The sequence below is a fragment of the Rossellomorea vietnamensis genome, assembly GCF_008180615.1.
GTDB lineage: Bacteria > Bacillota > Bacilli > Bacillales > Bacillaceae_B > Rossellomorea > Rossellomorea vietnamensis_D.
Genome location: NZ_VTEH01000011.1, coordinates 134401 through 160675, shown reverse-complemented (window position 1 = coordinate 160675; position 26275 = coordinate 134401). Strand labels below are relative to the sequence as shown.

Genomic DNA, 26275 nt, shown 5'->3' with positions numbered 1-26275 from the left:
CGTAAACTCGATTTGCAGGCCAACATCCGGTGGTTCTCTTGATCTCAACGGCCCGTAAACTCGATTTGCGGGCCAATATCCGGTGGTTTTCTTGATATTTTTCAGAGGGCCACCACTTTTTTGGCATGTTTCCCAGCTAACCCCACCATTTTTCACCCTTACCGAACACACCAGCATCCTAAAAATCCACTTTTTCCCGACAATCTCCTTCTTACACAAAAAGCACCCGCCCACATTCTAGTGTGGCGGGATGCTTCGTTACGTCACCTTATCCAAACTCTTCCGCAGCTCATTTTTATTGATTTTGCCCACATGGGTTTTCGGGAGCTCGTCAATGAAATAGAAGTTTTTTGGTATTTTGTATTTCGCCAGTTTTTTCTTGCAGTAATTCACCAGAACTTCTTCTGTAAGGCCAGGGCTGCCAGCCGTAATGAAGGCCACTACTTTTTCTCCCCATTTGTCATCAGGGATTCCGATGACCGCGACTTCTTCTACAGTCTCATGGCATTCGAGCCAGTTTTCAATTTCCAAGGGATAGACATTTTCCCCGCCCGTAATGATCATATCTTTTTTCCTGCCGACGATATAGTAGTAGCCAGCTTCATCCTTCATGGCCAGGTCTCCTGTTTGAAACCAGCCGTCCCTCCACACTTCCTTCGTCTCTTCTTCTTTGTTCCAATAGTATTCAAACAGGTGGCTGCCGCGCAGATACAGCTCGCCTACTTCACCAGGATCTGCTTCATCTCCGGTTTCTTTCACAACCTTCACAGCATTGAACAGCATCGGCTTCCCTACTGAGCCTCTTCGCTGAAGGGCTTCCCGGGGATCGATGTAAAAGTTATTCGGTCCCGCTTCAGTCAATCCGTATCCTTCTTTGAATGCCAGTCCCTTGCTGCTGAAAACATCATAGATGCCCATGGGACAAGGAGCCCCTCCAGACAAAAAGACCTTCATGTCCGGAAACTTAGCACTCTTGAACTCCTTTGTTCTCGTCAACATGTGGTACATGGTCGGAACAAACAGGACGATGGAGCACTTGTATTTGATAAGGTCCTTCACTGCCTGTTCAGGTTCGAATCCTGGTGATAAAACAACCGTTCCGCCCGCAATCAGAACGGGGACCGACAAAGCATTCAGGCCGCCGGTATGGAACATCGGGATGCATGTCATCGTGGTATCCCTATCTGTGAGATTCCAGCTGACGATGGTGTTTACGGCATTCCACATGATCGAACGATGAGAGAGAACCGCCCCTTTTGGCTGTCCCGTAGTGCCGCCGGTATAGATCATCGCAAGCGGATCGAACTCCTGCAGAAGAGGTTTGCGCAGCCTGTCAACAGCTGGAAATTGGTCCAGGTAGTTATTGGAGTCCACTTCTATTAAATAAAAATCCTCCTGAAGCCCGCTTGCCTGTTTAATGAAACAGGACTGCACCCCCATGATCACTGGAGCTGCGTCAGACACCACAAACTGAAGTTCGTCGGTCGAAAGCCTCCAATTCAACGGCACAAAAACTGCTCCTATTTTTAAACAGGCAAACAGAAAATCGAAATAACTTATATGATTTTCAGAAAAAAGTGCAATACGGTCACCTTTTTCAACTCCCTGTGCCAGAAACAGGCCAGCGAGCCGGGATGCGCGCTCATTCAGTTCTTTGTAGGTCCAGGAATCCTGTGTAACGGAATCAATGACAGCGCATTTTTCTGGAAATAAGTCAGACCTGCTCTTCACCCAATCGATTTCATAGCTCACTCCACTCTCTCCTCTTCTACATCATGATTCCTCCATCGACATGAAGAACATGGCCATTGACATAATCTGATTCGCTGCTCGCCAGAAACAGATAGGCATTGGCGATATCCTCGGGCTTCCCTAGGCGTCCCATCGGAACCTGGGCTTTCATTTTTTCAATCACTTTTTCCGGAACTTCGGCAACCATGGCTGTTTCAGTGAAACCCGGCGCCACTGCATTGACATTGATGCCTTTTCTGGCAAGCTCCTTTGCCCATGTTTTTGTCATGCCGATCACCCCGGCCTTGGCTGCCGCATAGTTTGTCTGTCCAACATTGCCATAGGTACCCGTTACAGAAGAAGTGTTGATGATTTTGCCGCTTCCCTGCTCTGCCATGTAAGGCAATACGGCCTGTGTGCAATGAAATACTCCCGTTAAATTCACATTGATGACTTGCTGAAATTGCTCGCTCGTCATTTTTGAGAGCATGGAATCTCTTGTGATGCCCGCATTATTGATAAGGATATCGATGGTTCCGAAACGGTCGATGACAGTTTGGACGAGGCTGTCGACACTATCCCTGTCCGAAACATCCACCCTGACAAAAACGACTCCTGGATTCGCTTCCTCCGCTTTCTTGCCTGCCTCTTCGTTAAAATCGGCGATCACAACGTTTGCGCCTTCCCGCTTGAACGTTCGGGCCGCTTCAAGTCCGATGCCGTTAGCCGCCCCGGTGATCACAGCTGTTTTGCCTCTCAGTCTGCTCATGCTTTCTGTTCCTCCCTCTCCAAAAATTGCTCCATATGCCGCAAGAGCCCATCCAAATCATCAATCAGCGGTGAATGCCCGCAGTCCTTCATTTCTATGAACTTCACCCTGCCTTCAAAATCCTCAACCAATTCCTTGGTCATTCTCTCTGTGACCACAAGATCCCGGTCTCCCCTTAAGGCAAGAACTGGGATGTCAATGGTGTCGACTTCACCGTTTCCTTTCGTTAATCCGTTGTCATGCTTGCTGATATTGAAGGTATTCAAAGCCTGATAGACATCGGCTAAGTTCCGCTGTGTGCACATATCATCAAGATACTTTTCATATCTCTCCGGTTCCGGTTTGTGACTGGTGTAGATGAGCGCATTCCATATCGCTCTCAGCAGTTCATGGTTCTTCTGGTCATAAGCACCTTGGACAGGGAGAGTCTTTCCGTGATCGCGCTTTACCTCATCCAGCGTTTTCAATCTTTTTTCCGGGTCCGGAAGTCCCTGGTCATTGCTGCCGAAAAACGGGTAGCCTCTTGTAGATGCAGAGGCGACAAGCACAAGCTTGCTGCACCTGTCCGGATAATCGATACAGAACTGCTGGCAGACGGCTCCTCCAAGAGACCAGCCAACCAGGGCAAAGCCGCTCAGGTCCAGAACATCCGCAAACCCTTTTACATCATCAGAAAAATCTTTAATAGAATGGATCGGCCTGTGGTAAGAGGAGGTGCCGAAGCCTCTCAGATCAATCGCATATACTTTATATCTTTCATCCATATTTTCAAGTACAAGGTCCCAGTGAGCAGACGACGTCATGTTGCCGTGAACAAGCACAACCGTTTGGCTGCCGCCTTCACGCTCTCGGTATCCAATCGTTTCCCCGTTCTGTAATGAAACTTCCTTCAACGTGATTTCCGCCATAATTTCCCCTTCCTTTCATCCCCAGCGAATGACGTTTGCTCCCCATGCATAACCTACCCCTGCGCTCACCAGGACGATTATATCCCCCGGCTTCAGCATCCCTCTCTCTTCTGCAAGCTGAAGGGAAATGATCTGGTCCATCTGCCCGATATGTCCATAGTCTTCAAGATAGATAGATTTATCAGGGCTGACCCCCAGTTCATTCAGCACATAGTGGTGGGCGGATCTTTTCATATGAAGAATTGCGACGTAGTCAATGTCTTCCTGGGTGCATCCGCTCTTTTCAAGCGCGATTCTAATCACTTTCAGGAAATTCTCCATCGATTTCTTTTCCAGGCGCGCCTTCATTCCTTCTGGATCAAGGACATCCAATTGATAAAGTCCTGCTTCCAGGGCTTCTGGATTCAACGGGCTTTTTGTGCCGCCAACCGGAACGACCACATCTTCTGAAAAGGATCCGTCGGTGATGATATGGCTGCCGAGGATGATGTTTTGATCGGTATCCCTTTCGAGAATCATCGCCGCTCCACCTGCTCCGAGATTATACATGAACCTCGTCCTCGGATTCTCATAATCTATGAAATCCACATTTCGATAGCCCCCTGCCAGCAGTACTGTTTTAATAGCTGGGTCTGCTATCATCATATCCTTGGACATCTTAACCGCCATGATCGTCGTGCCGCAGCGCAGTGCCATATCAAAGGCAAACGCGTTGACGGCTCCTATCTCCTCCTGCAGCTTTATGGCTGCGGTCCAGAGAGGATATTCTTTGTACTCCTCGCCGATATAGATCACCATATCAATGGAGGCTGGATCCACCCCTGTTTTATTGATCGCATCCCGCGCTGCCTCGATTCCCATCTGGCATGTATGATCATCGGGACCCGGCAGCGGCTTTTCTTTGATTCCCAGTTTCTCTATGACAATGTTCTCCGGCATCCCTGCTTTTTCCGCGAGCTCCGCAGCCGTCATTTTCCGCTGGGGGATGTATACACCCAGCCCTTTGATTCCGGCATTCATTTCCGGTCCTCCTCTGGTAATTTTTGCAATCCTTCGACTGTCTGCTTTATATGATTCATTGCATCTTCAAAAGAATCAAATGAAATTTCGTTTTCTCCTTGAACATGCGTCAACTTAATCCTGTAATCCCGCTGATGAGATTCAATCACATGGCAGCGGACAATGAACGATGTGATAAGCTGGTTCATCATATCCTCCTTTATCGGGCTATATTCTTTTCAGGTTTCACTGGTTTTTCACGCTTTCTTGCACTCCTTTTTTTGAAAACCTCTTGCAGTGTACCGGCGATCCCTTTTGGAAAAAAGATGACGGCGAGTATATACACCGTTCCGAAAAGAATGATCCACCTTTCAAAAATCCAGTGAACACCTGAGAGATCCGACAGCCAGTGATGGGCGAACTCCACCAGTGCGGCCCCGATGATCGGTCCAATCAATGTGCCGACTCCCCCAATGATCGTCATCAGCAAAGCATCCAGCGTGACATCAGTGGCAAATACACTCGTATCGACAAATCGGAGCGACAGCATATATAACACCCCGGCAATGCTTGCGACGACTCCTGAAACGACACTGACAATTACTTTGTAATGAAGCACTTTGTACCCGAGTGATTCTGTCCGGCCCTCATTCTCCCGGATGGCAAGAAGCACCCTGCCCAGCGGTGATTCAGTGAAGCGTTTTAGACCAAAAAAGACAAGTACCATCACAATGAGGCAGGTCAGATAAAGAGTCGTCCGGTCCTTGAATATATCGGGAATGGAAAACGTAAATCCATCCGCTCCGCCGGTTACACTCCGCCACTTTTCGGCAGCAACCAGGAACAGTCCCGCCAATGCCAAGGTCAACATCGCATAAAAATGGCTTTTCAAACGAAGTGTCAGGACACCCACGATGAAGCTGACAATGGCTGCCACCACGACTGCAATGACAATGCCAAGCAGCAGCGTCAGCAGTGTCGGTTCCTGCTTATTAAACATGACAGCTGTGGAATAGGCCCCGATGCCAAAGAACATTGTGTGCCCGAACGAAACAATTCCTGTATACCCGAGCAGCAAGTCATAGCTCATCGCGAAAATGCCGAGAATGAAAATTTGCATCACTAGGAACAAGAGGCTTCTTCCACTCACCATAAAGGGAAGAACCGCGAGCAGAAGGGCGATGACAAGATAGATCCATGTACTGTGGTTCATGCGCAATGACTGCATTGTTTCACCCCTTCACCATAAATAGTCCCTGAGGCCTGAAAATCAAGACGACAGTCATTAGAAGCATATTGACAGCGAGCGACAGTGCCGGTACATAGTAAGCCATGTAGGCTTGAGCCAGCCCTACCAGAATCGCTGCCAGGAGTGATCCAGGGAAGCTTCCCATCCCGCCGATGACCACCACGATGAAAGCGAGGATTCCGAACTCCAGCCCCATTTCTGCATAGATCACACCCGAATAAGGAGCCATCAGCATCCCGCCGAGTGCGGCCATGGCTGCCCCTGCCATGAAGACAAGAGTAAAGACTACTTGGATATTGATACCAAGCGTTTGAACCATTTCCTTGTTCATGACGCCGGCCAGGACGATCAGGCCGATCCTTGTTCTTTTTAAAATAAAGTAGGTAATGGCAAATACAATCAGTCCCACGAGGATGATGAACAATCGGTATTTAATTAAAATGACATCCCCGATCATAAAGCTTCCTGCAAGAAATTCAGGAGGGGCTGCCGCTTTCTGGTCCGGCCCGAATACTACTTTTATCAGTTCAGAAAGGACCAGCATCAGGCCCAGGGTGATCAAGATCTGCTGGGTGTGATTACCGTATACCGGACGGATGATCAGATACTCAGTTACAGCTCCAAGAATGAGGCCGGTAATGATCGCCGCAATGATTCCGACCCAGAAGGATTCTGTCAGGTTATAGGCCCAGACACCGCTGAACGCCCCCCAGACGAACAATCCTCCATGAGCAAAGTTAAGGACATCCATCAGTCCGAAAATAAGGGTAAGCCCCGCAGCGAGCAAAAAGATGAGCATGCCGGTTGCCAATCCATTGATGGTTAAGCTGAAAAGTAAGTCCACATCTCCACCTCCTAAGCAATTCCAAGGTATTTTTTCATTAAAGCTTTATCCTGCTTGAGCTCCCTCATTATGCCGTTATGGACCGTCTGCCCATCATCAATGATATGGAAGCTGTCCCCGATTTTGCTTGCCATGATAAAGTTCTGCTCCACAAGAACAATAGTCGTTTTTTCTTTCATCTGCTGAATCGTTTCCATTACTTTTTCCACTACAATCGGAGCCAGCCCCTTACTCGGTTCATCAATTAAAAGAAGTTCATTGTCATTCACATAGGCGCGGGCTATGGCGAGCATCTGCTTCTGCCCTCCGCTCAACTGGCCGCCCGGCTTCTTCCAGAATTTCTTGAGATCCGGGAAAAGCTCGAGAACCCATTCCAGCAGCTTTGCCGTCGTCTCATCCTCCTTTTGCATGGCCACACGAAGGTTTTCCCCAACAGTTAAATCTGCGAAAACCCCTTGATCTTCCGGGACGTAGCCGATCCCCTTTTTCGCCACCATATAGGGCTTCCACTTGTTAATTTCCTCTCCTTTGAATAAGATGCTGCCGGAAGTTGCAGGGTTCAAGCCCATGATTGTCCTCAGGGTAGTTGTCTTTCCCGCCCCGTTCCGGCCGAGGAGTACGGTCACCTCACCTTTAGGTACTTCAAATGAAATATCATGCAAAATGTGAAACTGGCCTATATGTGTTTGGACATTATTCAACTCAAGCAAGGTGTTCATCATACAACCCTCCCAGATAAGCAGACTGCACCGTTTCATTCTCCATGATATCTTCAGGGCTGCCTTGGGCGAGCAGTTCTCCGTGAAACAAGACGAGCACCTCATCCGACAAATCGAGGATCATATCCATCTTGTGTTCAATCAGGACGATCGTCCGCTCTCCCTGCTCCTTGATTTTTCTAATCACTTCAAGAATGGCAGGCACTTCTTCAATAGACATGCCTGCCGTCGGCTCATCAAGCAGCAGGACATCGGTTTCCAGTGCGAGCAGCATCGCGATTTCCAGCTTTCTTTTTTCTCCATGAGCCAGATTAATAGCAATCGTGTCTGCTTTTTCTTTCAACAGAACCACTTCCAGCAAATCCAATGCTTTTTCTTTCATGGCTTTATAGTGCTTGTAATGGGCAAAAATCTGATAGCGGACCTTCGCTTGGGACTGAACAGCGAGCCGGACGTTCTCAAGGACGGTCAGGTTGGGGAATACATTGGTGATCTGGAAGGAACGGCCGATTCCCCGCCTGGCCCGATCGGTCGGGGACAAGGATGTGATGTCCTCTCCTTTATAAATGATTTTCCCTTCGGTGGGGGACAGCTGTCCGCTTAACAGGTTGAACAACGTCGTCTTTCCGGCGCCATTCGGACCGATGACAGAAGTGAATTTCTTTTCCTTGATGGCTACTGTGATTCCATTAACTGCACGGTGGCCGCCAAAATCGATTGACAGGTTTTCTGATTTCAGAATGTCTTGCATGGAGTTCACCTCGTTTCTTTAGTAAAGGGTGTTATTGTAAGCAACATTTTGAAAAGATGGTTGCTGCATTATGAGCAAGGGATTTCCGCTTCAGGCTTACGACTCCGCGGGGCGGGCGGTGAGCCTCCTCGGCTTCGCCTGCGGGGTCTCACCTGTCCCGCTAGTCCCGCAGGAGATCGTACGCCTTCCGCTCCAATCCTTCTGTATGAGTATGATGGAGTAATAAAATATTCAAAAACAAAAATCTTTAAGAAATTCCTTTTATTAAACTTTGTTGCTTCACTTTAAAATTTTCGGGATATTTCATCTAAAGCATCTTGGTAACCAAGAAAGAAAAGAGCAACTCTAACCGAGAAAGTTCCGGCACTTGTAATTTTACTGAAAGAAACAATTAATCCGAAATAGCCATTAAAAGAGAGCCTTTTATAAAGGACAATAGTAAAAAAACTGCACACATGAATTGGTTGATAGATATCATCATTTAGTTCCTTTTTCATATCTTTCTCTTAAAATCAGCATGCGTTTTTGGTGACAGTGCTTTACCTCATTCAATGAGAATGCATACCCTCACCAAATAATTGGCAAGGGTACTTTTTACAGAGTTATTGATTTAAGATTGGCGGTTCTGTTTCTTCAGGTGTCAGAACCCGCTTCAGGACTGGTACCGGATAATCGAAACCATCCTTTTCCTCCAAGGTGATGGCGTACAGGGACTGCATAGCCTGATGGTCTTCGGCGCGGAAGGTCATCGTTCCTTTAGGACTCTCAAAGCTCATCCCTTCCATTGTCTCGATTAATTTTGCCGAATCTGTATCACCTTCCGATTGCTTCAGTGCCTCCACAATCGAGATGGCAGCACTCATTCCCCCTGGAGTGAAAAGGTCTGGAACCTCTCCGTCAAAACGTTTCTTATGTTCTTCAACAAGCCAGTCATTAACTTCATTATCAGGAAGGTCATGATAATAAACCGTGAAGCCTTCCATGCCCACAAGCGGCTTCATTGTGGCAAGTGCGGCAATATCAGGCGCACCTGTTGAGATCTTGATTCCCTGCTCCTGCACTTTCATATCCGCAATCTGGTTCCATGGAGAGTTTGCCCCTGCCCAGATAACAAACAGGTAATCCGGTTTTGAATTGATGATTTTCTGAATGTTAGCCGTGAAGTCTGTCGCAGCCGGGTCGGCATATTCTTCATGTACAATGTCCGCTCCTAAATCTTTAGCGGCTGTCGCAAAAGCAGCTACACCGTCACGTCCAAAAGAGTTGTCTGGAGCAAGTGTGACAATCTTGACACCTTCCTTAGCGATAGCTGCGGCACCTGCCACTGCATCCTGGGAAGAGTTGCGTCCTGTCCGGAATATATATTCGTTGAATTCAGAGCCTGTAATACTGTCTGCGACCGCTGGTTCAACCACCATGATCTTCTCGTATTCTTCCGCCAGCGGCGTAACCGCCAATGTATCACCTGAACTTGAAGATCCGACCAGGAAATCGATCTTATCTTCTTCCAGCAATTTAAGGGCTTTTTGTCTCGCTACCTTAGGATCTGTTTCCGTATCTTCATAGATGATTTCAATTTTCTTGCCGGCAACTTCACCGGTTCCATCTGTGGCAAAATCAATTCCAAGTTCAAAGCCTTTCTTCGTCTGATCTCCATAAGCTTCAAGAGCTCCTGTCAATGAAGCAAGTACTCCGATTTTCACCGTTTCCTGCGCTTCATCTCCTCCGCTCCCGCTGTCTGTTTCGGTTCCGGAAGCCTCTTCATTATTTCCGCAACCAACCATGAACACCGCGACAAGCAAAGCCATCAGTAAAGCAACACCATACCGCTTCCAAGCCATACATGTTTCCCCCTCATTCAAAATAAGATCAACTGCTGTCCTCATCATAAATAATGGCAGTTACAACCGAGTTACAAACACGATGAAGAGGTCGCTTTAATGCTTTAAACCACTAAGAGGGACTGTCCCTCTTAGTGGTTTAAAGTACTAAAGCACAAAAAAGACTTCCCGGTTAAAGGAAGTCTTCTTGTAATTAACTATTGATAAGCAGGGGCAGGACAGCTTGCCGGCCATAACCGACAGGGTATCTGTGCGTCCTCTTATTTTTTAAAAATGCCAAACGGCTTTCCGATCGGAAGGAAAACTCGTCCAAAATGAGTATTCAATACGATTGCGGCAGATCCATAGAAAGACAGCAGGGCGATACACATTTCTGCAACTGCGGCCAGCATATGAGCGGCATCATGGAAGATTCCGAAAGTACTCAGGGAAAGCCCGATGAATAAGAAATCGATAAAAACAAAAATGAAGAACAATACTTTATGCGTCTCCAAAGCTCCAATTGTCATGAAGACACTGAATATCAAATATCCGATGAACGCAAATCCCAGCTGCCTTGGATCAGCATTGGCAGCCAAAGTTTCACCAAAGGCTCCTAACTGAATCAACCAGGACATCCCTACACCGAACCAGAACAGTCCGAATGCGGCAAAGGCTGTTGTTCCAAAAATATTATTGTGTTTAGCATCCAGCAATGCCGCGATTAACTGTGCCAATCCGCCCAAGAAAAACGCCCATGGCAAAATGAGAGAAAGTCCTTCCGTTAATCCCAGCTTCTGAGACGAAGCAACCAATGTCACCATTGCAAGCCCGAACAGGCCAAGTGCAGATGGATCTGCTGTTGTGATCTTTACATGTGTTTGATTCTGAGTATCCATAATTTCCTCCTAAAAAAAGCAATACTTATGTAATCTACTGGATTTGCGTCAGGGAGTCAATGGAATAAATTTACCAGACTCGGCCTGCTGTTTGGGTCCTGCATTGTGAGAGGCAGTTTTTTAGTGAACGGCACGTTTTCCGGCTAATCGTACCATTATAATTAAGATCCCTTTAGATTATGGTACGTTTCTCGGCTAATCGTACCAATACAATTATGATCCCTTTAGATAACGGTACGTTTCCAGATAGTGACTCATATTACGGTGTCTTGAAGTACTTATTATGCTTTTTTGACGTGATTTTTATTAATCAAACGTTTGATTAACTCCCCCGAAAGGTGACTCTGCCAACAAAAAAGCCCGTCTGAACCTGATGCTGCCTGGTTCAGACGGGCTTTTCATTATTCTGCTTAAATATCCATTTCCCAGCGTTCCTTCTGGGTTTTTTTCAGCTGTTCTTCTGTTTCCTTAGGATGAACGGTACGGAATTTATGGTGATCCGCCGGGATGATTTCAATCATTTTTTCGATCATATCCTGCGGGTCGAACTGGTCTTCCAGTCCTTTTTGCTGCTCTTTGATGTCTTCTATTGGTGTAAGATTTTTGTCTTCATCGAACCATTTGAAAATTTCTTCAGCGCTTCGTTTGTTGAAGCCTGTTTCGAAAGCACCTGGATTGATGGTTGCGACCTGGACACCGAATTGTTCCAGTTCATTTCTTAGAGTCTGTGCAATTCCTTCCACTGCATGCTTTGTCGCCGTGTAAGGACCGACATATGGTGTTGCGGAAATGCCTGCCATGGAACTCATGAAAATGATCTTTCCGCTTTTCTTCTTCATGAATTTCTGAGCAGCAATCTGAACCGTTTCCAGTGTTGCAAAAACGTTGACTTCAAATAATGCGCGGAACCTGTCCATCGGCACCTCTGCCAATGGGCCGCCTTCGTTGATCGCCGCGTTTGCAACGAATACATCAAAGTCGTATTCTTCGATCTGGGCGCGGTCCCGCGGATTGGTGATATCAAGCTTGAATACTTCCATATCCAATCCCTGATCCTCTGCTTCTCTCATTAGGTCCGTTTTCTGTGGTGTTATCTCTGTCGTCGCAATAATGCGGTGGCCTTTCTTTGCAAGCCCTAATGCTGCGCCGCGTGCCAGCCCGCTTCCTGCTCCGGTTATGAATATAGTTTTGCTCATTTAAGAATTCCTCCTATTTGAGTGTCTTCTATCATTTTCCCGGAAAAAGAGGTGGTGAAACGTGCTGCATTGCCTTGTACTTTAATCCGGTAAATGGTTTAATCGGGATTCCTTTCAGGGAATATGTTAGAAATTGAATTAGGAGGAAATCTCATGAAGCTGCATAATGGAAGCCTCTATTGGCCGACTACTTTTAACCCAACAGAAAATGAAGAGAAGGCTGTCCTGCCGGATGACCATTATGATGCCGTCATCGCGGGTGCTGGGATGTCCGGTGTTCTGTGTGCTTATACACTAGTAGAGGCGGGATTGAAAGTAGCTTTGGTGGATAAGCGGGAGGCCGGAGCGGGAAGTTCCTCTGCCAATACAGGTCTTTTGCAATACTCGAACGATATCATGCTTCATGAGTTGATCAATCAGATTGGGGAAAATCGTGCTGTCTACTTTTATAAGCTATGTTTGAAGGCTGTCGGCCATTTGGAAAAAGTGGCTGAATCAATACCTTTCCATGTGGATTTTAAAAGAAGAAACAGCATTTGTTTTGCAAGCAAGGAAGAGGACGCCGGGAAGCTTCGTGATGAATATGAGGCTTTGAAGAAGCATGGTTTTCCTGTTCATTTTTGGACAGATAAGGATTTAGAGAAACATATGCCGTTTACAAAACCGGTGGCTCTGGTTACACAACGCGATGCTGAGGTGAACCCTTATCGATTTGTAATGGGAATTATGCAGTTCTTAAGGGAGCATGGGGCCGATCTTTTTGAACATACTGAAGTCACACACACGGTAGAAAAGGAAGATCATATAGTACTTGAAACCTCCCGGGGGAACCTTAAAGCAAAACAAGTAATATTCTGCACGGGATACGAAGCCTCAGTGGCTGGTAAGAGTCTGGGCACGAAAATCAACCGCTCCTATGCCATTGCGACTGAGCCGGTTGTTGATCTTTCGGCATGGTGGGGCAGAGCTTTGATCTGGGAAACGGACAGGCCCTATTTTTATTTACGGACAACCAATGATAACCGCATTATTGCCGGCGGATTGGATGAGGAAATTCCTCATGCTCCAGAAAGCCGGGAAATCATTGACAGGCATGGCAAACGGATTGCTGATGAAATCAGAAAGCTGTTTCCCCATCTCGATATCGCTATCTCCCATGCCTGGGGTGCAAGCTTTGGCGAGTCACTGGACAACCTGCCTTTCATCGGAAAAGTCCCGGGAAAAGAACGAACCTACTGTCTCCTTGGATATGGAGGAAATGGGACGGTCTACAGCATGCTCGGGGCGAAGATACTAGCAGATCTGCTTCAGGGAAATGTCACTGAAGGGGCAGATATTGTTAAGCTGGAGCGTTAGAAAAAGACTAAGCTGACCGTAATCGGCAGGTCTAGAGGACTTTAACACTTTAAAGCACTAAGAGGGACTGTCCCTTTTAGCGCTTTAAAGCAGAAAAGAGGAGAATCACCGGCAGGCGATTCTCCTCTTTAATTTACAGCAAATAAGGATTTAATCACTTATTTCACAAGATACACACGCGCTTCGTACGGGCGGAGTTCCACTTGGCTGATGTCTTCTTCACCATCCACGTCATAGTTCCCTATGAGCAGTTCTTTGCTGCACCCTTGAAGTTCTGCCGGCAGTTCAAACACCGGTGTGTCCTCTGAGAAGTTCAGCATGACGATCATTTTTACACCCTCATACTCTCTTACATAAGCATAAATTTTATCATGGTCAGGCATGAGGAGGTCATAAGAACCGTACACCATGATTGGGTTTTCTTTGCGCAGTTCAATCAACTTTTTATAATAATGGAAAACAGAATCCGGGTCCTCCACAGCTTGCTTTGCGTTGATTTCCTTGTAATTTGGGTTCACTTGTAGCCAAGGCGTTCCGGTCGTGAAGCCTCCATGCTGACTGTCATCCCATTGAACAGGAGTTCTGGCGTTATCGCGGCCTTTTACATAAATAGATTCCATGACTTTTTCGTGGTCTTCCCCATTTTCAATGACCTTTTCACGGTACATATTTTTAATCTCAATATCCTCGTAATCATTGATCGAATTGAACTTAACATTCGTCATTCCAAGTTCCTCGCCCTGGTAAATGTACGGAGTTCCTTTCAGAGTATGAAGGAATGTCGCCAGCATTTTCGCAGATTCCACCCGGTACTCCTTGTCATTTCCGAAGCGCGACACCATGCGCGGCTGATCATGGTTGTTGAGGTATAGACTGTTCCAGCCTTCCTGCTCCAGTCCTTTTTGCCACTTTGTGAAGCTGTCGCGGAGGTCGCTTAATTTCAGAGGACGCAGATCCCATTTTCCGCCAGGGCCTGAGTCAAGGTCAACATGCTCAAATTGGAAGACCATGTTCACTTCTTTTCTGTCTTCAGCTGTATAGAGCTTCGCTTCTTCCACGTTTGCGCCCGGCATTTCACCGACTGTCATGACATCATAGCCGGAAAGGGCCTTTTCATTCATCTCCTGCAGATAGTCATGAATTTTCGGTCCGTTCATATAATAATCGCCGCCTGGAGCATATTTCCGTCCCTCAGGTAAAGGTGCATCCGGCAGGCCGTCCACTTTTGAAATGAAGTTGATGACATCCATGCGGAAGCCGTCGATTCCTTTATCCAGCCAGAATTTCATCATGTCATAGATTTCTTCTCTCAGTTTGGGATTTTCCCAGTTTAAATCCGGCTGTTTTTTACTGAAAAGGTGAAGGAAATATTCTTCAGTCTGTTCATCATACTGCCAAGCAGAACCGCTGAAGCAGGATTCCCAGTTATTCGGTTCTTTCCCGTCTTTTCCTTCTCTCCAGATGTAGTAATCACGGTAAGGATTGTCCTTCGATTTTCTTGATCCAACGAACCATGCATGTTCATCAGAGCTGTGGTTCACAACAAGGTCCATGATCAATCTAAGTCCGCGCTTGTGCATTTCTGCTAAGAGGCGGTCCCAGTCATCCATTGTGCCGAATTCGTCCATGATGCCGCGGTAATCACTAATGTCATAGCCATTATCATCATTCGGGGATTGGTACACCGGCGATAACCAGATGACATCGATTCCCAGCTCTTTCAGATAATCCAGTTTTGAAATGATTCCATTGATATCGCCTACCCCGTCACCATTCGAATCCATGAAGCTTCGAGGATAAATTTGATAAACGACCGCTTCTTTCCACCATTGTTTGCTCATATATTGTGTCTCTCCTTTTCTAGTAAAATAATGATTTTATTATATCATGCAACCGGTTGCATTGATAGCCGGGGGGTTCCCCATATTCACATGGGGAACCGGCCCAAACTTTTTTAAAAAAAACTATTTTCTAACTAGATAAATCCTCGCTTCATAAGGAGAGAGCTTCTGCTGCGCAGAGTCTTCATAGTTCCCTATCAGCAGTTCAGCGTTTTCAAATGAAAGAAATTGGCTCCAGTCTCTTTCAACAACTTCTTCTGAGATGTTCAAGAGAACCAGCCACTTCGTCCCTTCATACTCGCGGAAGTAGGCATAAACTTGTTCATCGTCTTCCAGGAGCGGCTCATAGCTTCCATAGGTCATGACTTCATTTTTCTTTCTCAGGTCAATCAGTTTTTGATAAAAATAATAAATAGAGTTCGAGTCTTGGAGAGCGTTCTCCACATTGATCTCTTTATAATTTGGATTGATATTGATCCATGGTTTTCCGCTGGTAAAGCCGGCGTTATCATTTCCATTCCACTGCATCGGAGTCCTAGAATTATCGCGTGCCAGCGGGAGCAGCTCCTCGAATACCTCTTGAGGATTTCTTCCTTTTCCTACTTCTTCTTTGTATTTATTTTTCATGGCAATGTCATTGTAGTCCTCAATAGATTCAAACCTGACGCCGGTCATTCCGATTTCCTCTCCCTGATAAATATAAGGAGTTCCCGGCAATGTGTGGAGCATCGCGGCGAAACACTTCGCAGATTCTTCACGGTATTTCGTGTCATCTCCAAAACGGGTCACCAGGCGTGTATGATCATGATTATTTAAAAATTGCGAGTTCCATCCTCTGCCCCACAGGGACTCGTACCATCTTTTCTGAATGGATTTGAATTTCAGCATGTCCCAGCTTTCCATGTAATCACATACTTCAAAATGAAACAGGGTATGAAGCTCCTTGCGATTCTCTTCAACATACAATGGACCTTCCTCGGCTTTGACAAACGCCAGCTCACCGACTGTCAGCAGGTCATAGTGCTGCAGCACCTTTTCATTCATTTCCTTCAGATACTCATGAATCCCGGGGTTGTTGCCAAGATAGGAGATGTCATGAGGATTTTCTGCATCCGGGAAGCCCTCCTGCTTGGCCAGGATCGCAATCGCATCCATCCTGAATCCATCAATTCCCCTATCCAGCCAGAATTTCATCACATCATAGATTGCTTCCCTTACCTCTGGATTTTTCCAGTTCAGGTCAGGCTGTTCCACCGCAAAGGCGTGGAAATAGTACTGTTCGGTCCTCTCATCATACTCCCATGTAGATGGGCTGAAATAGGAACGCCAATTATTCGGCTCGTCGTGCCAGATGTACCAGTCCCGCTTAGGGTTATCCTTGGAGGCGCGTGACTCCAGGAACCATGGATGCTGATCGGATGTATGATTGACGACCAAATCCATGATCATTTTCATCCCGCGGGCATGAATCTCATCAATCAGCTTTTGAAAGATTTCCATCGTACCTGCTTTTGACATGACCTCGCAATAATCAGAAATGTCATAGCCATTATCAACGTCCGGCGACTCAAAGCAAGGATTCAGCCAAATGACATCCACTCCAAGATCCTTAATGTAATCCAGCTTTTCTATGACACCTTCCAGATCGCCATATCCGTCACCATTGCTATCTAAAAAGCTGCGCCAGTATACCTGGTACACAACTGCTTCTTTCCACCATGTCTTATTCATTTCAGACTTCTCTCCTTATCTATGCCTTTTTCGATATCGCTAGTATACTATGTAAACGCTTGCGATAGTAGAGAGAAATTATGGAGAGGTTAACTGCTTTACCATTTTAAACGGTTAAAAGGGACAGTCCCTCTCAATAGTTTAAAGCGGGAAAGCATCCAGCACACAAAAAAAGACAGCCCGCGTTAAAATGGCTGTCTCTTCCTTTTCTATTAAGCTTCAGGTTCAAATGTCTGGCAGTCCGTTTCTTCACTTTTCCTCGGTTTGCTGCTGCTATGGCTGCTGACGAAAATCTGATCAGCCGTGCACTTTCGGCCATCTCTGTTGTATACACAGTTATTGACTTCGCATAAAACTTCCTGTGCCATAACTGTACACCTCCTTATTTTTAGTAGAACGTATTCTCTAAGAAATAGTTGGAGAAGATTGTACCTTTAATTGATATATACCCATATGAAAGATTATTAACCTCTTTCCCCCTCTTCTATTTAAAAGGTTCATTTCGTAAACACCTCATAAGCAAGCATGAAAAAAGCTGCTCTCTCCATTTAGTGTGAAAACCCTGCTCTTAGGATTTTTCCAAAAGCCACAATCAGTATGAAAACAGCCATATTAAAACCACAAGCGCTCCTTTCAAGCGGATTCAGTATTTTGAATAGTAAATAGAAGAAAAAAGTTCCCTTATTTACTAAAAAAAATTGAAAGCAGCTAAAATAGTGGAATAAATTTCCCTTATTTATCTTGAATACACTAAAAAAATGAGCTTTTTGTCACATAAGGGAAAAATCTTCCCTTATTCACTCTAAAATAAGCTTGAATTTGCAATTAACGGAAAAAAGTTACCTTATTTTCATCTCTGGGTAATTAATTTAGGAACTGAAAGGCAGCTTTCGTAATAAGGCCACTCCATCACGCGCCCACCAGCGGAGTAGGATTTCTTAAAACGAAACCCAGCACTCTCTCTTAATACCTGAAGCGTAAATTCAATTCTTTTAAAACAGCCATGAAAAAAGGACTCCACGTATAGACCGTGGAGCCCTCTTACAAAAGAACCATTACTCCTCTTTCTCTTCCAAATCTTCAATCAGTCGTTTCATTTCTGCAATTTCCTCACGCTGGGCTTCAATGATTTCTTCTGATAGTTCTTCAACCCGCGGATCGTCGATGTCAGCACGTTCACTGGTCAAAATCGCGATGGAGTGGTGCGGAATCATTGCTTCCATATAATCCTGGTCGTCTACGGTCGCCTGGCTTCGCAGAAGGGAAAGCGCGACAATGAATAGGACGACGCTTCCTGCCGCTATCCCGATGTTAGCCTTCTTATTCTTCAGCATGTGCGTCATGAAGGCCAGCATGATGACAGCCATCGTTGCTCCCATTAATAACGCCATGTAGGCCCTTGTTTCACTGAAAAAAATATGATCGATTTTATATGTGCTTAAATATTTGAATAAGAACATGACAATGGTCGACGTCAGCACCATCGCTCCAAACCTTACATAGGGTTTCATAAAATTCACTCCTTTGAAATCTGGTTTATATTACTACTACCCGGATTTTAAAGGAGTATTCCCAGATTACTTTCGCGCTTTAAAGCATGAACGCGCCGCAAAGGACCAGCCCTTTCGGCGCGTTTGTGTACTACGGTGAAGTTAAACTCCACTTATATAATGTATAACTTGAATTTCCAGATGCACTGAAGGTAATGCTTTGGTCATTTGGCGATGGATAGATACGAGAAGTGAAGCATTCTTCCCCGCCATTCAAGAAAACTTCTATGGAAGAGGTATCAAGGAAAATCCTAAGAGAGGACAATTCCTCTATCAGGCACTGCCGTTTTTCCACCGTGCCATCAACATAGCTCTTACGTTCCAAAGTAAACAGCTTGGTCCCTGGATTATACATGACCCTGCAGCCATCACCAAAGGCAATATCCATCCAGCCGCCTTCAATCGAAATATTGGTCAATTCCAGCTCGACTGCGTTTCCTTCCACACCTTCAAAACTGCAGTTTTCTTTAATAAGGTTAACCGAGCACTCCAGAGCCTGGCCACTTCGTAACTCTTCAAGCTCCTCGAGCGGCACCTGATGAACCTTCCCATCCACCAGCTTCAGCTCTCTCGGTATCGTCATGCAGTGCAGCCACTTATGCTCAACCGTCGGATGCTCCTGCTCATTCTGATCGGGGACGCTCATCCAGGCAAACAACAGCCTCCTGCCCTTGTGGTCAAGCGTCGTCTGCGGAGCATAGAAATCGAAACCTCTGTCCAGCTCATCAAACTCTCCGTGCTGATATTCACCGGCTTCCGGATCAAACTGCCCAACCACATAGCCCGCCTGGTAGACATTTTGATAATGTATTCCGCTCGGTTCCAGCCCTTGTGGAGAAAAAACAAGGATATCCTGTCCATCAAGAGAAAACAAATCGGGGCATTCAAACATATATCCGAAGTAACCAAGCTTTCCGTTATCTCCGCCAGCAATGATTCCCTCATAGCTCCAATCCATCAAATCGGTTGATTTTAAAAGAGCAGCTGCTCCATTTAATGCGTCCGTCTGGGCACCAACCACCATGAAATAGCGGCCGTCCTGCTCCCAGACTTTAGGATCACGGAAATGAGGCGTAAGTCCTTGAGGCAGGTCCACTACAGGACCTTTTTTATCAAAATGAACAGCATCCTCTGAAACAGCAAGGCACTGATAGGTCTCCCGGTTTCCCTCATCATCTTTAACATTGCCCGTGTAAAAGGCATAAAGTTTACCCTCATGCTCAATGGCACTTCCAGAATAGCAGCCATTTTTTTCATACCATTCGGAAGGTGCCAACGCAATTTCTTCATGTTTCCAATGGACAAGATCCTCAGAAGAATAATGCCCCCAGAACTTGGCTCCGTGACCGGTCTTAAAAGGCATCCATTGATAATAAAGATGATAGACACCGTTAAATTCGATGAAGCCGTTGGGATCATTCAGCAGCCCGGCAGGAGGCATGAGGTGGTACTTCAGACGATAAGGGTCTTCCTCCACCAGACGGCGGTTTTTTCCCACTTCTTCATAAGCTTGCAGTCTTAACTCCTGGTCCCTTTTCATTTACGTGAGCCTCCTCCGCCGAGGTGCTGCTTTACTTCTTCCAGAGTCGGCAGGGCGGTCATCGCTCCTTTTGTCGAAGCGGCAAGCGCACCGGAAACCGCGGCAAACGCAGCCATCTCCGCTGCTGCCTCGATTGTCAGGCTTTGAATATCCCCTTCATATTCATGGAGCTGATAAAGCATGCCGGATACGAAAGCATCGCCCGCACCCGTTGTATCCACCGCCTGTACCTTCATGGCCGGAACATGTCTATGTCCATCCTTGGTATAGACGTGGCATCCTTCTGCCCCCATTGTAATGATCATCAGAGGAATATTGTAAGACTTCATTTTTTCCAGGCCGGCCTCAAAATCACTCTCACCTGTAATGAACTCCAATTCCTCTTCAGAGATTTTGAGAAAATCTGCCTGATCCAGCATGCTTTCAATGGTGGTTCTAGCATTTTCCTCTGAATCCCACAATCCCAGCCTTAGGTTAGGGTCATATGAAACCAGCATCCCATTTTCCTTAGCAAGCTTCACTGCGTGATGGGTTGCTTCTTTGGCCGGACTGGAGATCATCGAAATTGAACCGAAGTGAAGAATCTGATGCGAAACAAAATCTTCTTCTTTAATATCATCAGCTGTAAGAAAACGGTCTGCACTTGGATCGATATAAAAGTCGAAGCTTCTTTCGCCATCCTCAGCATTGGTAACAAACACGACACCCGTCCTTGTATCCCGGGTCAAGTACATCTGCTCCGTCCCCACTCCGTAATCTGTCAGGGTCTTTTGTAAAAACTCCCCCAATACATCTTTGCCCACTTTTCCTAAAAACGAAGACCTGGCACCCAATCGCGCCAATCCTACGGAAACATTGGCAGGTGCACCGCCGGGGCTTTTTTGACAGGAAATATTCTCTTTATCTAAAGGGATAAAATCGATAAGTGCTTCTCCAAGCGAGATGATTCCATTTTTCATATATGTGTTCCTCCCATTCATTTTTTAAAAGGCTGTTTTCGTAAACTTTGTTGCTATTTGATGCTAACTCCTAAGAAATATCAATCTCAAGAAGGAAAAAATACGGTAATATCGAGAAAAAAAGAGCTACTCTTCCCCGATAAGAGATAAAACTCTTAGTATCCGGGGAAAAATCCGGATCTTGGGATTTTCCCGGAAGCAACAATATGTGCGCAAAACAGCCTTTTTTAAAGATAACATTTTAGATTGAAAATTAGCGAGCGTTTCTGAATCCAGCTCCAGCGCCCGAGGGTCCGTACTCACCGGAACGGACTTAGCCCCTCGGGGTCAAATAACCCTGGAGAATAAAAGGAAAGATCCCCTTTTTTTCTCCAGGGAACATTTGCCTGTCGGGGCTGAAAGGGGCGCTTGCGCTTTTTATGTAAGGAAGGGGCTGACCCTGAAATGAAGTCAACCCCGTTTCTATTTTATTATGGATTATTTGCTGTCTTCTTTCCACCCCAGTAAAAGGGTTGCCGCGAAAGCGCCAGCAGCTGCAATGATAAATCCGATTCCATAGTTGATTGGATCTTGAACAATCGCAAACAAAGGAACACCGGTCAAGCCTATACCGTTGGCTGCCACCTGGGTGAAGACCACATACGCTCCGCCAAGCGCACCGCCGATTGCTGCTGCAATGAACGGGCGGCGGTATTTCAAGTTGACCCCGAATATCGCTGGCTCGGTGATTCCCAGGAATGCTGAGAATCCTGCAGGCAATGCGATTTCCTTCGTCTTTTTGTTTTTCGTTCTGAAGAATACTGCTAATGTGGCTCCACCTTGCGCAACGTTTGCCATTGCCCAGATCGGCAGAAGGTAGTTTGCCCCGATATTAGCCAGAAGTTCAGCCTCAATGGCATGGAAGCTGTGGTGTACACCTGTCAGAACGATGGTCGAGTACAATCCGCCGAAAACCAAACCGGCGATTGGGCCTGCTGTGTTATACACAACATCCAGCACCGTTGTAATTCCGTTACCAAGAGTTCTTCCAAGCGGACCGACGACCAGCATAGCCACGAAGCCTGTCCCAATAATGGTCAAGAATGGCGTCACAAGCAGGTCTACTGCGTTCGGAACGACCTTGCGCAATCCTTTTTCCAGTTTTGACATGATGTAAACCGTTAATAACACAGGAATAACCGTTCCTTGATACCCTAACATTTCAACTCCAAATCCGAAGAAATCAAGTGTGGATGGCTCTGCATCAGCAAGCCCCCAAGGATTCAGCAGGTTAGGGTGCGTCATGATTCCTCCTATGACTGCACCCAGATACGCGGTTCCGCCAAACTCTTTCGCTGCACTGAAACCGATCAGGATCGGTAGAATAATAAAGGCAGCAGATGAGAACATATCGAGCATCACGAATAATCCGCTGTCAGAATCCACCCAGTTGTACGTATTCATAAGTCCAAGAAGTCCCATCAGCATACCAGCTGCCACGATGGCCGGAATGATTGGCACAAATATATTCGATAAGGTTCTTGCGAAGCGGGCAAACGGATTCATTTTCTTTTTCGCCGCATCTTTATGGGAGACTCCTTCTTTTGGAGAATCATCATCCATCGAGGCCCCAACCAGTGGTCCGAAATGCTGATAAACCTTATTGACGGTTCCTGTACCGAAGATGACCTGGAATTGGCCTGAGCTTGAAAAAGCCCCCTTTACTCCATCCAATTCTTCAATGGCCCCTTTTTCTATTTTGCTTTCATCGTCTATCACTAAGCGCAGGCGGGTGGCACAATGAGTGGCACTGATGACATTCTCTTTACCGCCTAACAATTCAACGAGCTGCTTAGCAGTTTCCTGATGATTCATGAAGTATTCCTCCTTATTAAGTGCAAGGATTTTGTCCAATAAAAAAGGCTCTTTTCGTAAACTTTGCTGCTATTTGATACTAATTCCGAAAAAACAACCATATTAAGAGGGGGAAACTAGTAACACAGAAAAGAAAAGAGCTACTTTCCCTCAATAAGAGATAAATCTCTCAGTATCCGGGGAAAAATCAGGCTCTTGGGATTTTTCCGAAAGCAACAATATATGCGAAAACAGCCATAAAAAAAGACAAGACCTAAAATATATAAGAAATGGCTGGAGGTAGGTCAAAGAGAGACGATCTACCTGTGCCGTCTTATACATTCTAGGTCTTGCCTGCATTATCAGTAACAATCCCGCACTATTTATTTATACTCGATTTTATAACATGAAAACGCTATCGTCAACACTATTTATTTTAGCAATCTTTGGATGTGCAGGGCGATGTAGGCTACCTCAGAATAAGGAAAGCTGATTTCATATTCCTTGCTTAAAAAGTCCAATGTCTTCCCGGATATCTCAAAAGCTTCTTTGTACTTCACTTTGATCAGTTCCAGCATATCCTCATCAATCGGGGAGAACTGACCGTCTGTTTCAATTCGGTTCAAGGCGAATCGGAGGTGTGTGATAAGCCTCTGGTAATCGATACTGGACTCTTCGATTTTTTTGCCCATCAGTATCTCTACTTCCGTAACAAAATCCTTTAAAATGGACGCTTGCTTCAAAGACTCTCCCATTGAGGGGGCATCCATTTTGGCGGTGTGGATATGAAGAGCAATATGCGCTGCCTCATCCTCAGGGATTTCAACACCAAGCTTTTCACGGATGCGCCCCTTGGCCCACAGGCCGATCTCATATTCTTTCCGGTACAGCATCCTGATTTCGCTCAGCAGTTTATTTTGGATGGGGATCCCCTGCTGCAGCCGTTCCAGGGCAAAAGAAAGGTGATCCGTCAAAGCAATATGGATATGATCGCTTAAGGGCGCGTTTAAATGGCCTTCGGCGTAACTGATGATATCTTCAGCCACTTCAATATGGCTCTCAGGCAATGTAGCCAGCAGCTGTTGAAATTTCTCGGAAGAAGTTTCCCGCAAAACGAAAATCTTCTCAATCCTATCCTTTGGAACAATATCGTTTCTTTTCTTCTGAAAAGCAATGCCGCTGCCCATAACGATTTTCTCCTGAGGGCCATCTATTACAACCACAGCATTATTGTTCAGCACTCTAAAAATCCTCATTAAAACCCTCCGCACACATACTTCTTTTAATATTACCATCCACTTGCGAAATAATGCCATCCCCATGCTCGCCTGTGTTCGCTGTCTTTATTGCTTCACCGCACTGAAAGGGACAGTCCCTTTTTGTGCGGTGACGCGTTAAAGCATGACCAGGGACAGTCCCTTTTAGCGGTTTAAAACTTTACCATACGAAGAGGGACTGTCCCTCTTCGGACTTTAAAGCACTAAAGCGGCGGCCATACAAAAGGACACCCCGCACAAAGGCGGGGTGTCCTCTCATTCAGTATTAAAGCTGTGTCAATGTGTTGCTGACCATCATGACGGAAACAATAATCGCGTAGATGATTCCGCCAAGATAAGGATTTTTGGTGACTCTGTAAATTTTACGTGTAATAATGGCCGCCAACGGAATGATGATCACGATTGGGAACAGCCAGATGCCGATGATCGGCGATAGTGATGAGAAGTAGACATCTCCTTCAATAAAGAAGTGTGTGTACTGAACCACAATCAGCACGGCAGCACTTATTCCGTTGAAAACGGCCATCAGCGCTGTGTTGACCCACTCTTTTCTGCCTCCTGATACATAGTTAAAGCAGTTGATGGCAATGGAATTTGCCACATAGAAAATCAGGAAGAATGGCAGGAATTTCAGTGCCAGTATGATTTTATCCGGCGTGAATGCTTTGATTGCGATGACCCAGAATCTGAAGTCTGTTTTGAAGAAGTAATCGGCTGCGAACACTAATCCGAAAGCCGCAACAGTAACAATCAGAGATAGGACAACCGTTTTCCCAAGAGATCTCCATCCAATTAATGCACCCGTTTCTCTTAAATCCATCCCTTGTTTTTTGGAGAACAGTTTGTAAGACAGGAACAAGATGATTAACGTAACGACACCCATGACGACTGACCAAACGCCGATGTAAAATACCGGAGCCTGAGGAAGGAATGCCGGACGGTTTTCCATACTCCAATTATAGACACCGAGGTAAGACCATCCTGAGATAATCGCACTGACAACCAGGCCGCCCCAGAACCACGCTTTTCCGATTCCTGCCGGAGCCGCTGCTGCCGTTGCTTCTTTAGATGCCCTTAATGATGAGAAGGCCTTTGTTTGCAGCATAACCTTCGTAAAGCTGACAACGAACATGAAGAAGCCGATCAGCCCAAGTAAGTTAAAGAATACCTTGTACTGCCAGATCTGGTTAGAAGCTGAGATTGGATCGGGTGCGCCTACTGTTTTTTCAAAGTAATCCAGACTGCTTTCCACTACAGAAGCTGAGAAGTGATTCCAAGGATGAATTTGGTCAGGATTGTAGATCACCCTTACCGCTTCTTCTCCTTCCACTTCCTGTTCATACATCTGATAGCTCTTACGCGGTTCGCCTTCTGGATCAACACCGAAGTTCAGGAAAGACTGCGCGTATTCCGTATCGATATAATCTCTAGGCGGTGTAACTGTTCCATCTTCCCCTAAGCTTCGGAAGAAAAATTCATCATATTGAGCTGCAATGATTCCGACGTCCCTTGAACCATAATTATTGGTGTATTCCTGAGTGTCATTTCTCATTGACCAATACAGCGGTTCAGCTGGGTCGCTCGAGTACATTGCATCGTTCGCAACCAGCAACACCGAAGAAATCAACTGCTCATCTGCCGGTTTTTTGTTATCTTCAAGAATCGACCAATTGGCTGCACGGGCTCCGTTGGAATGTCCCGTTACCCCAATATTGGATACATCCACATAGGGAAGGTCAGCCATCAGTTCGACCGCATCATACATTCCCGTGCCGCGATTCTGCCAATCTGTTGCAGGAATCGCATCTGAGTTACCGTGACCATACATATCAATGGACATGACTACATATCCACGTCTTGAATACTCAACAAAATTCAAATCCTGCATCTCACGGTTGTTGTACCAGCCATGGCTAGTGACAATACCGGGAGCAGGGCTATCAACTGATGCGCTGTCTGGAACAAATAATAAGGCACTCATCAAGTGGCCTGAAGGAGTTTCCCATCGCAAGTCCTTGACTGTCACTTTTCCGCCGGATGTCTGTACAAATGAAGCTCCGACCATGCTGATCAGCACAAGAATCAGTGAGATGACGAGAAACCTTTTTGCACTATGCTTCTTTTTCATCTTTTCACCCTCCGTATAATAGTTTTAAGATAAAATTTTAGTATTACTAAATATTTAATATAGCTTTGTCCTGTTTATGCCTTTAAAGCGGGGAATAATAATATGTATTATTATTCCAGAAACAAAAACAGAAGCACCTTGCTCAGCCCCGACAGGCAAATGTTCCAAAGAGAAA

Annotated in this window: 23 protein-coding genes; 1 reads left to right on the top strand and 22 read right to left on the bottom strand. The window is 45.9% G+C overall.

Translation table 11 applies throughout. The features are described 5' to 3' along the window. Positions 1-258: 258 nt before the first annotated feature. The 13 genes from FZC79_RS14235 to FZC79_RS14175 form a co-directional block, all read right to left on the bottom strand. Positions 259-1752 carry a class I adenylate-forming enzyme family protein gene (locus FZC79_RS14235; protein ID WP_148947435.1) on the bottom strand — a complete coding sequence of 498 codons (1494 nt, stop codon included), beginning with the start codon at positions 1750-1752 and terminating at the stop codon, positions 259-261. Between the two features lie 16 nt (positions 1753-1768). After that, complete coding sequence (gene fabG, locus FZC79_RS14230; RefSeq protein ID WP_148947434.1) at positions 1769-2500, bottom strand: 3-oxoacyl-ACP reductase FabG; 732 nt, start codon at positions 2498-2500, stop codon at positions 1769-1771. After that, complete coding sequence (phaZ, locus tag FZC79_RS14225) at positions 2497-3408, bottom strand: intracellular short-chain-length polyhydroxyalkanoate depolymerase (RefSeq protein ID WP_148947433.1); 912 nt, start codon at positions 3406-3408, stop codon at positions 2497-2499. Before phaZ ends, fabG begins: the two co-directional genes overlap by 4 nt. Positions 3409-3423: 15 nt before the next feature. Next, complete coding sequence (locus FZC79_RS14220) at positions 3424-4428, bottom strand: 3-oxoacyl-ACP synthase (RefSeq protein ID WP_148947432.1); 1005 nt, start codon at positions 4426-4428, stop codon at positions 3424-3426. Further along, entirely contained in the window at positions 4425-4619 is a 195-nt protein-coding gene (locus FZC79_RS14215; RefSeq protein WP_187442789.1) for a hypothetical protein, read from the bottom strand. Before FZC79_RS14215 ends, FZC79_RS14220 begins: the two co-directional genes overlap by 4 nt. Positions 4620-4627: 8 nt before the next feature. Next, a complete protein-coding gene (locus FZC79_RS14210) occupies positions 4628-5635 on the bottom strand; it encodes a branched-chain amino acid ABC transporter permease (protein WP_148947430.1) in 1008 nt (335 codons plus the stop codon). Positions 5636-5639: 4 nt separating this feature from the next. Next, entirely contained in the window at positions 5640-6500 is an 861-nt protein-coding gene (locus tag FZC79_RS14205; protein ID WP_148947429.1) for a branched-chain amino acid ABC transporter permease, read from the bottom strand. A gap of 11 nt (positions 6501-6511) precedes the next feature. After that, positions 6512-7219, bottom strand: coding sequence for an ABC transporter ATP-binding protein (locus FZC79_RS14200; protein WP_148947428.1), 708 nt, complete (start codon positions 7217-7219; stop codon positions 6512-6514). Continuing rightward, positions 7203-7970 (bottom strand): ABC transporter ATP-binding protein, encoded by a 768-nt coding sequence (locus FZC79_RS14195; RefSeq protein ID WP_148947427.1) that lies wholly within the window; start codon positions 7968-7970, stop codon positions 7203-7205. Before FZC79_RS14195 ends, FZC79_RS14200 begins: the two co-directional genes overlap by 17 nt. 284 nt (positions 7971-8254) lie before the next feature. After that, a complete protein-coding gene (locus tag FZC79_RS14190) occupies positions 8255-8467 on the bottom strand; it encodes a hypothetical protein (RefSeq protein WP_148947426.1) in 213 nt (70 codons plus the stop codon). Positions 8468-8572: 105 nt separating this feature from the next. Then, positions 8573-9778 carry a substrate-binding domain-containing protein gene (locus FZC79_RS14185; protein WP_187442799.1) on the bottom strand — a complete coding sequence of 402 codons (1206 nt, stop codon included), beginning with the start codon at positions 9776-9778 and terminating at the stop codon, positions 8573-8575. Positions 9779-10071: 293 nt separating this feature from the next. Then, positions 10072-10689 (bottom strand): acetate uptake transporter, encoded by a 618-nt coding sequence (locus tag FZC79_RS14180; protein WP_148947424.1) that lies wholly within the window; start codon positions 10687-10689, stop codon positions 10072-10074. 410 nt (positions 10690-11099) lie between these two features. After that, positions 11100-11885, bottom strand: a complete 786-nt coding sequence (locus tag FZC79_RS14175) for an SDR family oxidoreductase (RefSeq protein ID WP_148947423.1) — start codon at positions 11883-11885, stop codon at positions 11100-11102. Positions 11886-12038: 153 nt separating this feature from the next. Here FZC79_RS14175 and FZC79_RS14170 point away from each other — a divergent pair, with 153 nt between their 5' ends. Beyond that, positions 12039-13241, top strand: a complete 1203-nt coding sequence (locus FZC79_RS14170; protein ID WP_148947422.1) for an NAD(P)/FAD-dependent oxidoreductase — start codon at positions 12039-12041, stop codon at positions 13239-13241. A gap of 158 nt (positions 13242-13399) precedes the next feature. On the opposite strand, the gene FZC79_RS14165 is transcribed toward FZC79_RS14170, so the two are convergent. The 9 genes from FZC79_RS14165 to FZC79_RS14120 all read right to left on the bottom strand — a co-directional run bounded on the left by FZC79_RS14165 (position 13400) and on the right by FZC79_RS14120 (position 26100). After that, positions 13400-15082 (bottom strand): glycoside hydrolase family 13 protein, encoded by a 1683-nt coding sequence (locus FZC79_RS14165; protein WP_148947421.1) that lies wholly within the window; start codon positions 15080-15082, stop codon positions 13400-13402. A 123-nt stretch (positions 15083-15205) separates the two neighbouring features. Then, complete coding sequence (locus FZC79_RS14160) at positions 15206-16813, bottom strand: glycoside hydrolase family 13 protein (RefSeq protein ID WP_148947420.1); 1608 nt, start codon at positions 16811-16813, stop codon at positions 15206-15208. 212 nt (positions 16814-17025) lie between these two features. Further along, complete coding sequence (locus tag FZC79_RS14155; RefSeq protein ID WP_148947419.1) at positions 17026-17181, bottom strand: DUF1540 domain-containing protein; 156 nt, start codon at positions 17179-17181, stop codon at positions 17026-17028. 687 nt (positions 17182-17868) lie between these two features. Next, complete coding sequence (locus tag FZC79_RS14150; protein ID WP_148947418.1) at positions 17869-18324, bottom strand: DUF305 domain-containing protein; 456 nt, start codon at positions 18322-18324, stop codon at positions 17869-17871. Positions 18325-18454: 130 nt separating this feature from the next. Continuing rightward, positions 18455-19903, bottom strand: a complete 1449-nt coding sequence (locus FZC79_RS14145; RefSeq protein WP_148947417.1) for a glycoside hydrolase family 32 protein — start codon at positions 19901-19903, stop codon at positions 18455-18457. Then, the gene (locus FZC79_RS14140) at positions 19900-20862 is read right to left on the bottom strand and encodes an aminoimidazole riboside kinase (RefSeq protein WP_148947416.1); all 963 of its coding nucleotides are present in this window, start codon (positions 20860-20862) and stop codon (positions 19900-19902) included. The genes FZC79_RS14145 and FZC79_RS14140 overlap by 4 nt, the downstream gene beginning before the upstream one ends. Before the next feature lie 477 nt (positions 20863-21339). Beyond that, positions 21340-22716, bottom strand: a complete 1377-nt coding sequence (locus FZC79_RS14130; protein ID WP_148941806.1) for a sucrose-specific PTS transporter subunit IIBC — start codon at positions 22714-22716, stop codon at positions 21340-21342. 410 nt (positions 22717-23126) lie between these two features. After that, a complete protein-coding gene (locus FZC79_RS14125; RefSeq protein ID WP_148947414.1) occupies positions 23127-23951 on the bottom strand; it encodes a PRD domain-containing protein in 825 nt (274 codons plus the stop codon). Positions 23952-24237: 286 nt separating this feature from the next. Further along, positions 24238-26100: an alpha/beta hydrolase family protein gene (locus FZC79_RS14120; RefSeq protein ID WP_187442788.1), complete on the bottom strand. Its 1863-nt coding sequence runs from the start codon at positions 26098-26100 to the stop codon at positions 24238-24240. Positions 26101-26275 lie beyond the last annotated feature (175 nt).

What these genes read in the sequence shown, in the direction of transcription:
- FZC79_RS14155 (WP_148947419.1), bottom strand. Translation starts at nt 17,181, where the DNA reads ATGGCACAGGAAGTTTTATGCGAAGTCAATAACTGTGTATACAACAGA.
- FZC79_RS14165 (WP_148947421.1), bottom strand. Translation starts at nt 15,082, where the DNA reads ATGAGCAAACAATGGTGGAAAGAAGCGGTCGTTTATCAAATTTATCCT.
- FZC79_RS14200 (WP_148947428.1), bottom strand. Translation starts at nt 7,219, where the DNA reads ATGAACACCTTGCTTGAGTTGAATAATGTCCAAACACATATAGGCCAG.
- FZC79_RS14180 (WP_148947424.1), bottom strand. Translation starts at nt 10,689, where the DNA reads ATGGATACTCAGAATCAAACACATGTAAAGATCACAACAGCAGATCCA.
- FZC79_RS14195 (WP_148947427.1), bottom strand. Translation starts at nt 7,970, where the DNA reads ATGCAAGACATTCTGAAATCAGAAAACCTGTCAATCGATTTTGGCGGC.
- FZC79_RS14125 (WP_148947414.1), bottom strand. Translation starts at nt 23,951, where the DNA reads ATGAGGATTTTTAGAGTGCTGAACAATAATGCTGTGGTTGTAATAGAT.
- fabG (WP_148947434.1), bottom strand. Translation starts at nt 2,500, where the DNA reads ATGAGCAGACTGAGAGGCAAAACAGCTGTGATCACCGGGGCGGCTAAC.
- FZC79_RS14175 (WP_148947423.1), bottom strand. Translation starts at nt 11,885, where the DNA reads ATGAGCAAAACTATATTCATAACCGGAGCAGGAAGCGGGCTGGCACGC.
- FZC79_RS14120 (WP_187442788.1), bottom strand. Translation starts at nt 26,100, where the DNA reads ATGAAAAAGAAGCATAGTGCAAAAAGGTTTCTCGTCATCTCACTGATT.
- FZC79_RS14210 (WP_148947430.1), bottom strand. Translation starts at nt 5,635, where the DNA reads ATGCAGTCATTGCGCATGAACCACAGTACATGGATCTATCTTGTCATC.
- FZC79_RS14145 (WP_148947417.1), bottom strand. Translation starts at nt 19,903, where the DNA reads ATGAAAAGGGACCAGGAGTTAAGACTGCAAGCTTATGAAGAAGTGGGA.
- FZC79_RS14185 (WP_187442799.1), bottom strand. Translation starts at nt 9,778, where the DNA reads ATGGCTTTGCTTGTCGCGGTGTTCATGGTTGGTTGCGGAAATAATGAA.
- FZC79_RS14170 (WP_148947422.1), top strand. Translation starts at nt 12,039, where the DNA reads ATGAAGCTGCATAATGGAAGCCTCTATTGGCCGACTACTTTTAACCCA.
- FZC79_RS14215 (WP_187442789.1), bottom strand. Translation starts at nt 4,619, where the DNA reads ATGATGAACCAGCTTATCACATCGTTCATTGTCCGCTGCCATGTGATT.
- FZC79_RS14150 (WP_148947418.1), bottom strand. Translation starts at nt 18,324, where the DNA reads ATGAAACCCTATGTAAGGTTTGGAGCGATGGTGCTGACGTCGACCATT.
- FZC79_RS14130 (WP_148941806.1), bottom strand. Translation starts at nt 22,716, where the DNA reads ATGAATCATCAGGAAACTGCTAAGCAGCTCGTTGAATTGTTAGGCGGT.
- FZC79_RS14140 (WP_148947416.1), bottom strand. Translation starts at nt 20,862, where the DNA reads ATGAAAAATGGAATCATCTCGCTTGGAGAAGCACTTATCGATTTTATC.
- FZC79_RS14220 (WP_148947432.1), bottom strand. Translation starts at nt 4,428, where the DNA reads ATGAATGCCGGAATCAAAGGGCTGGGTGTATACATCCCCCAGCGGAAA.
- phaZ (WP_148947433.1), bottom strand. Translation starts at nt 3,408, where the DNA reads ATGGCGGAAATCACGTTGAAGGAAGTTTCATTACAGAACGGGGAAACG.
- FZC79_RS14160 (WP_148947420.1), bottom strand. Translation starts at nt 16,813, where the DNA reads ATGAATAAGACATGGTGGAAAGAAGCAGTTGTGTACCAGGTATACTGG.
- FZC79_RS14190 (WP_148947426.1), bottom strand. Translation starts at nt 8,467, where the DNA reads ATGAAAAAGGAACTAAATGATGATATCTATCAACCAATTCATGTGTGC.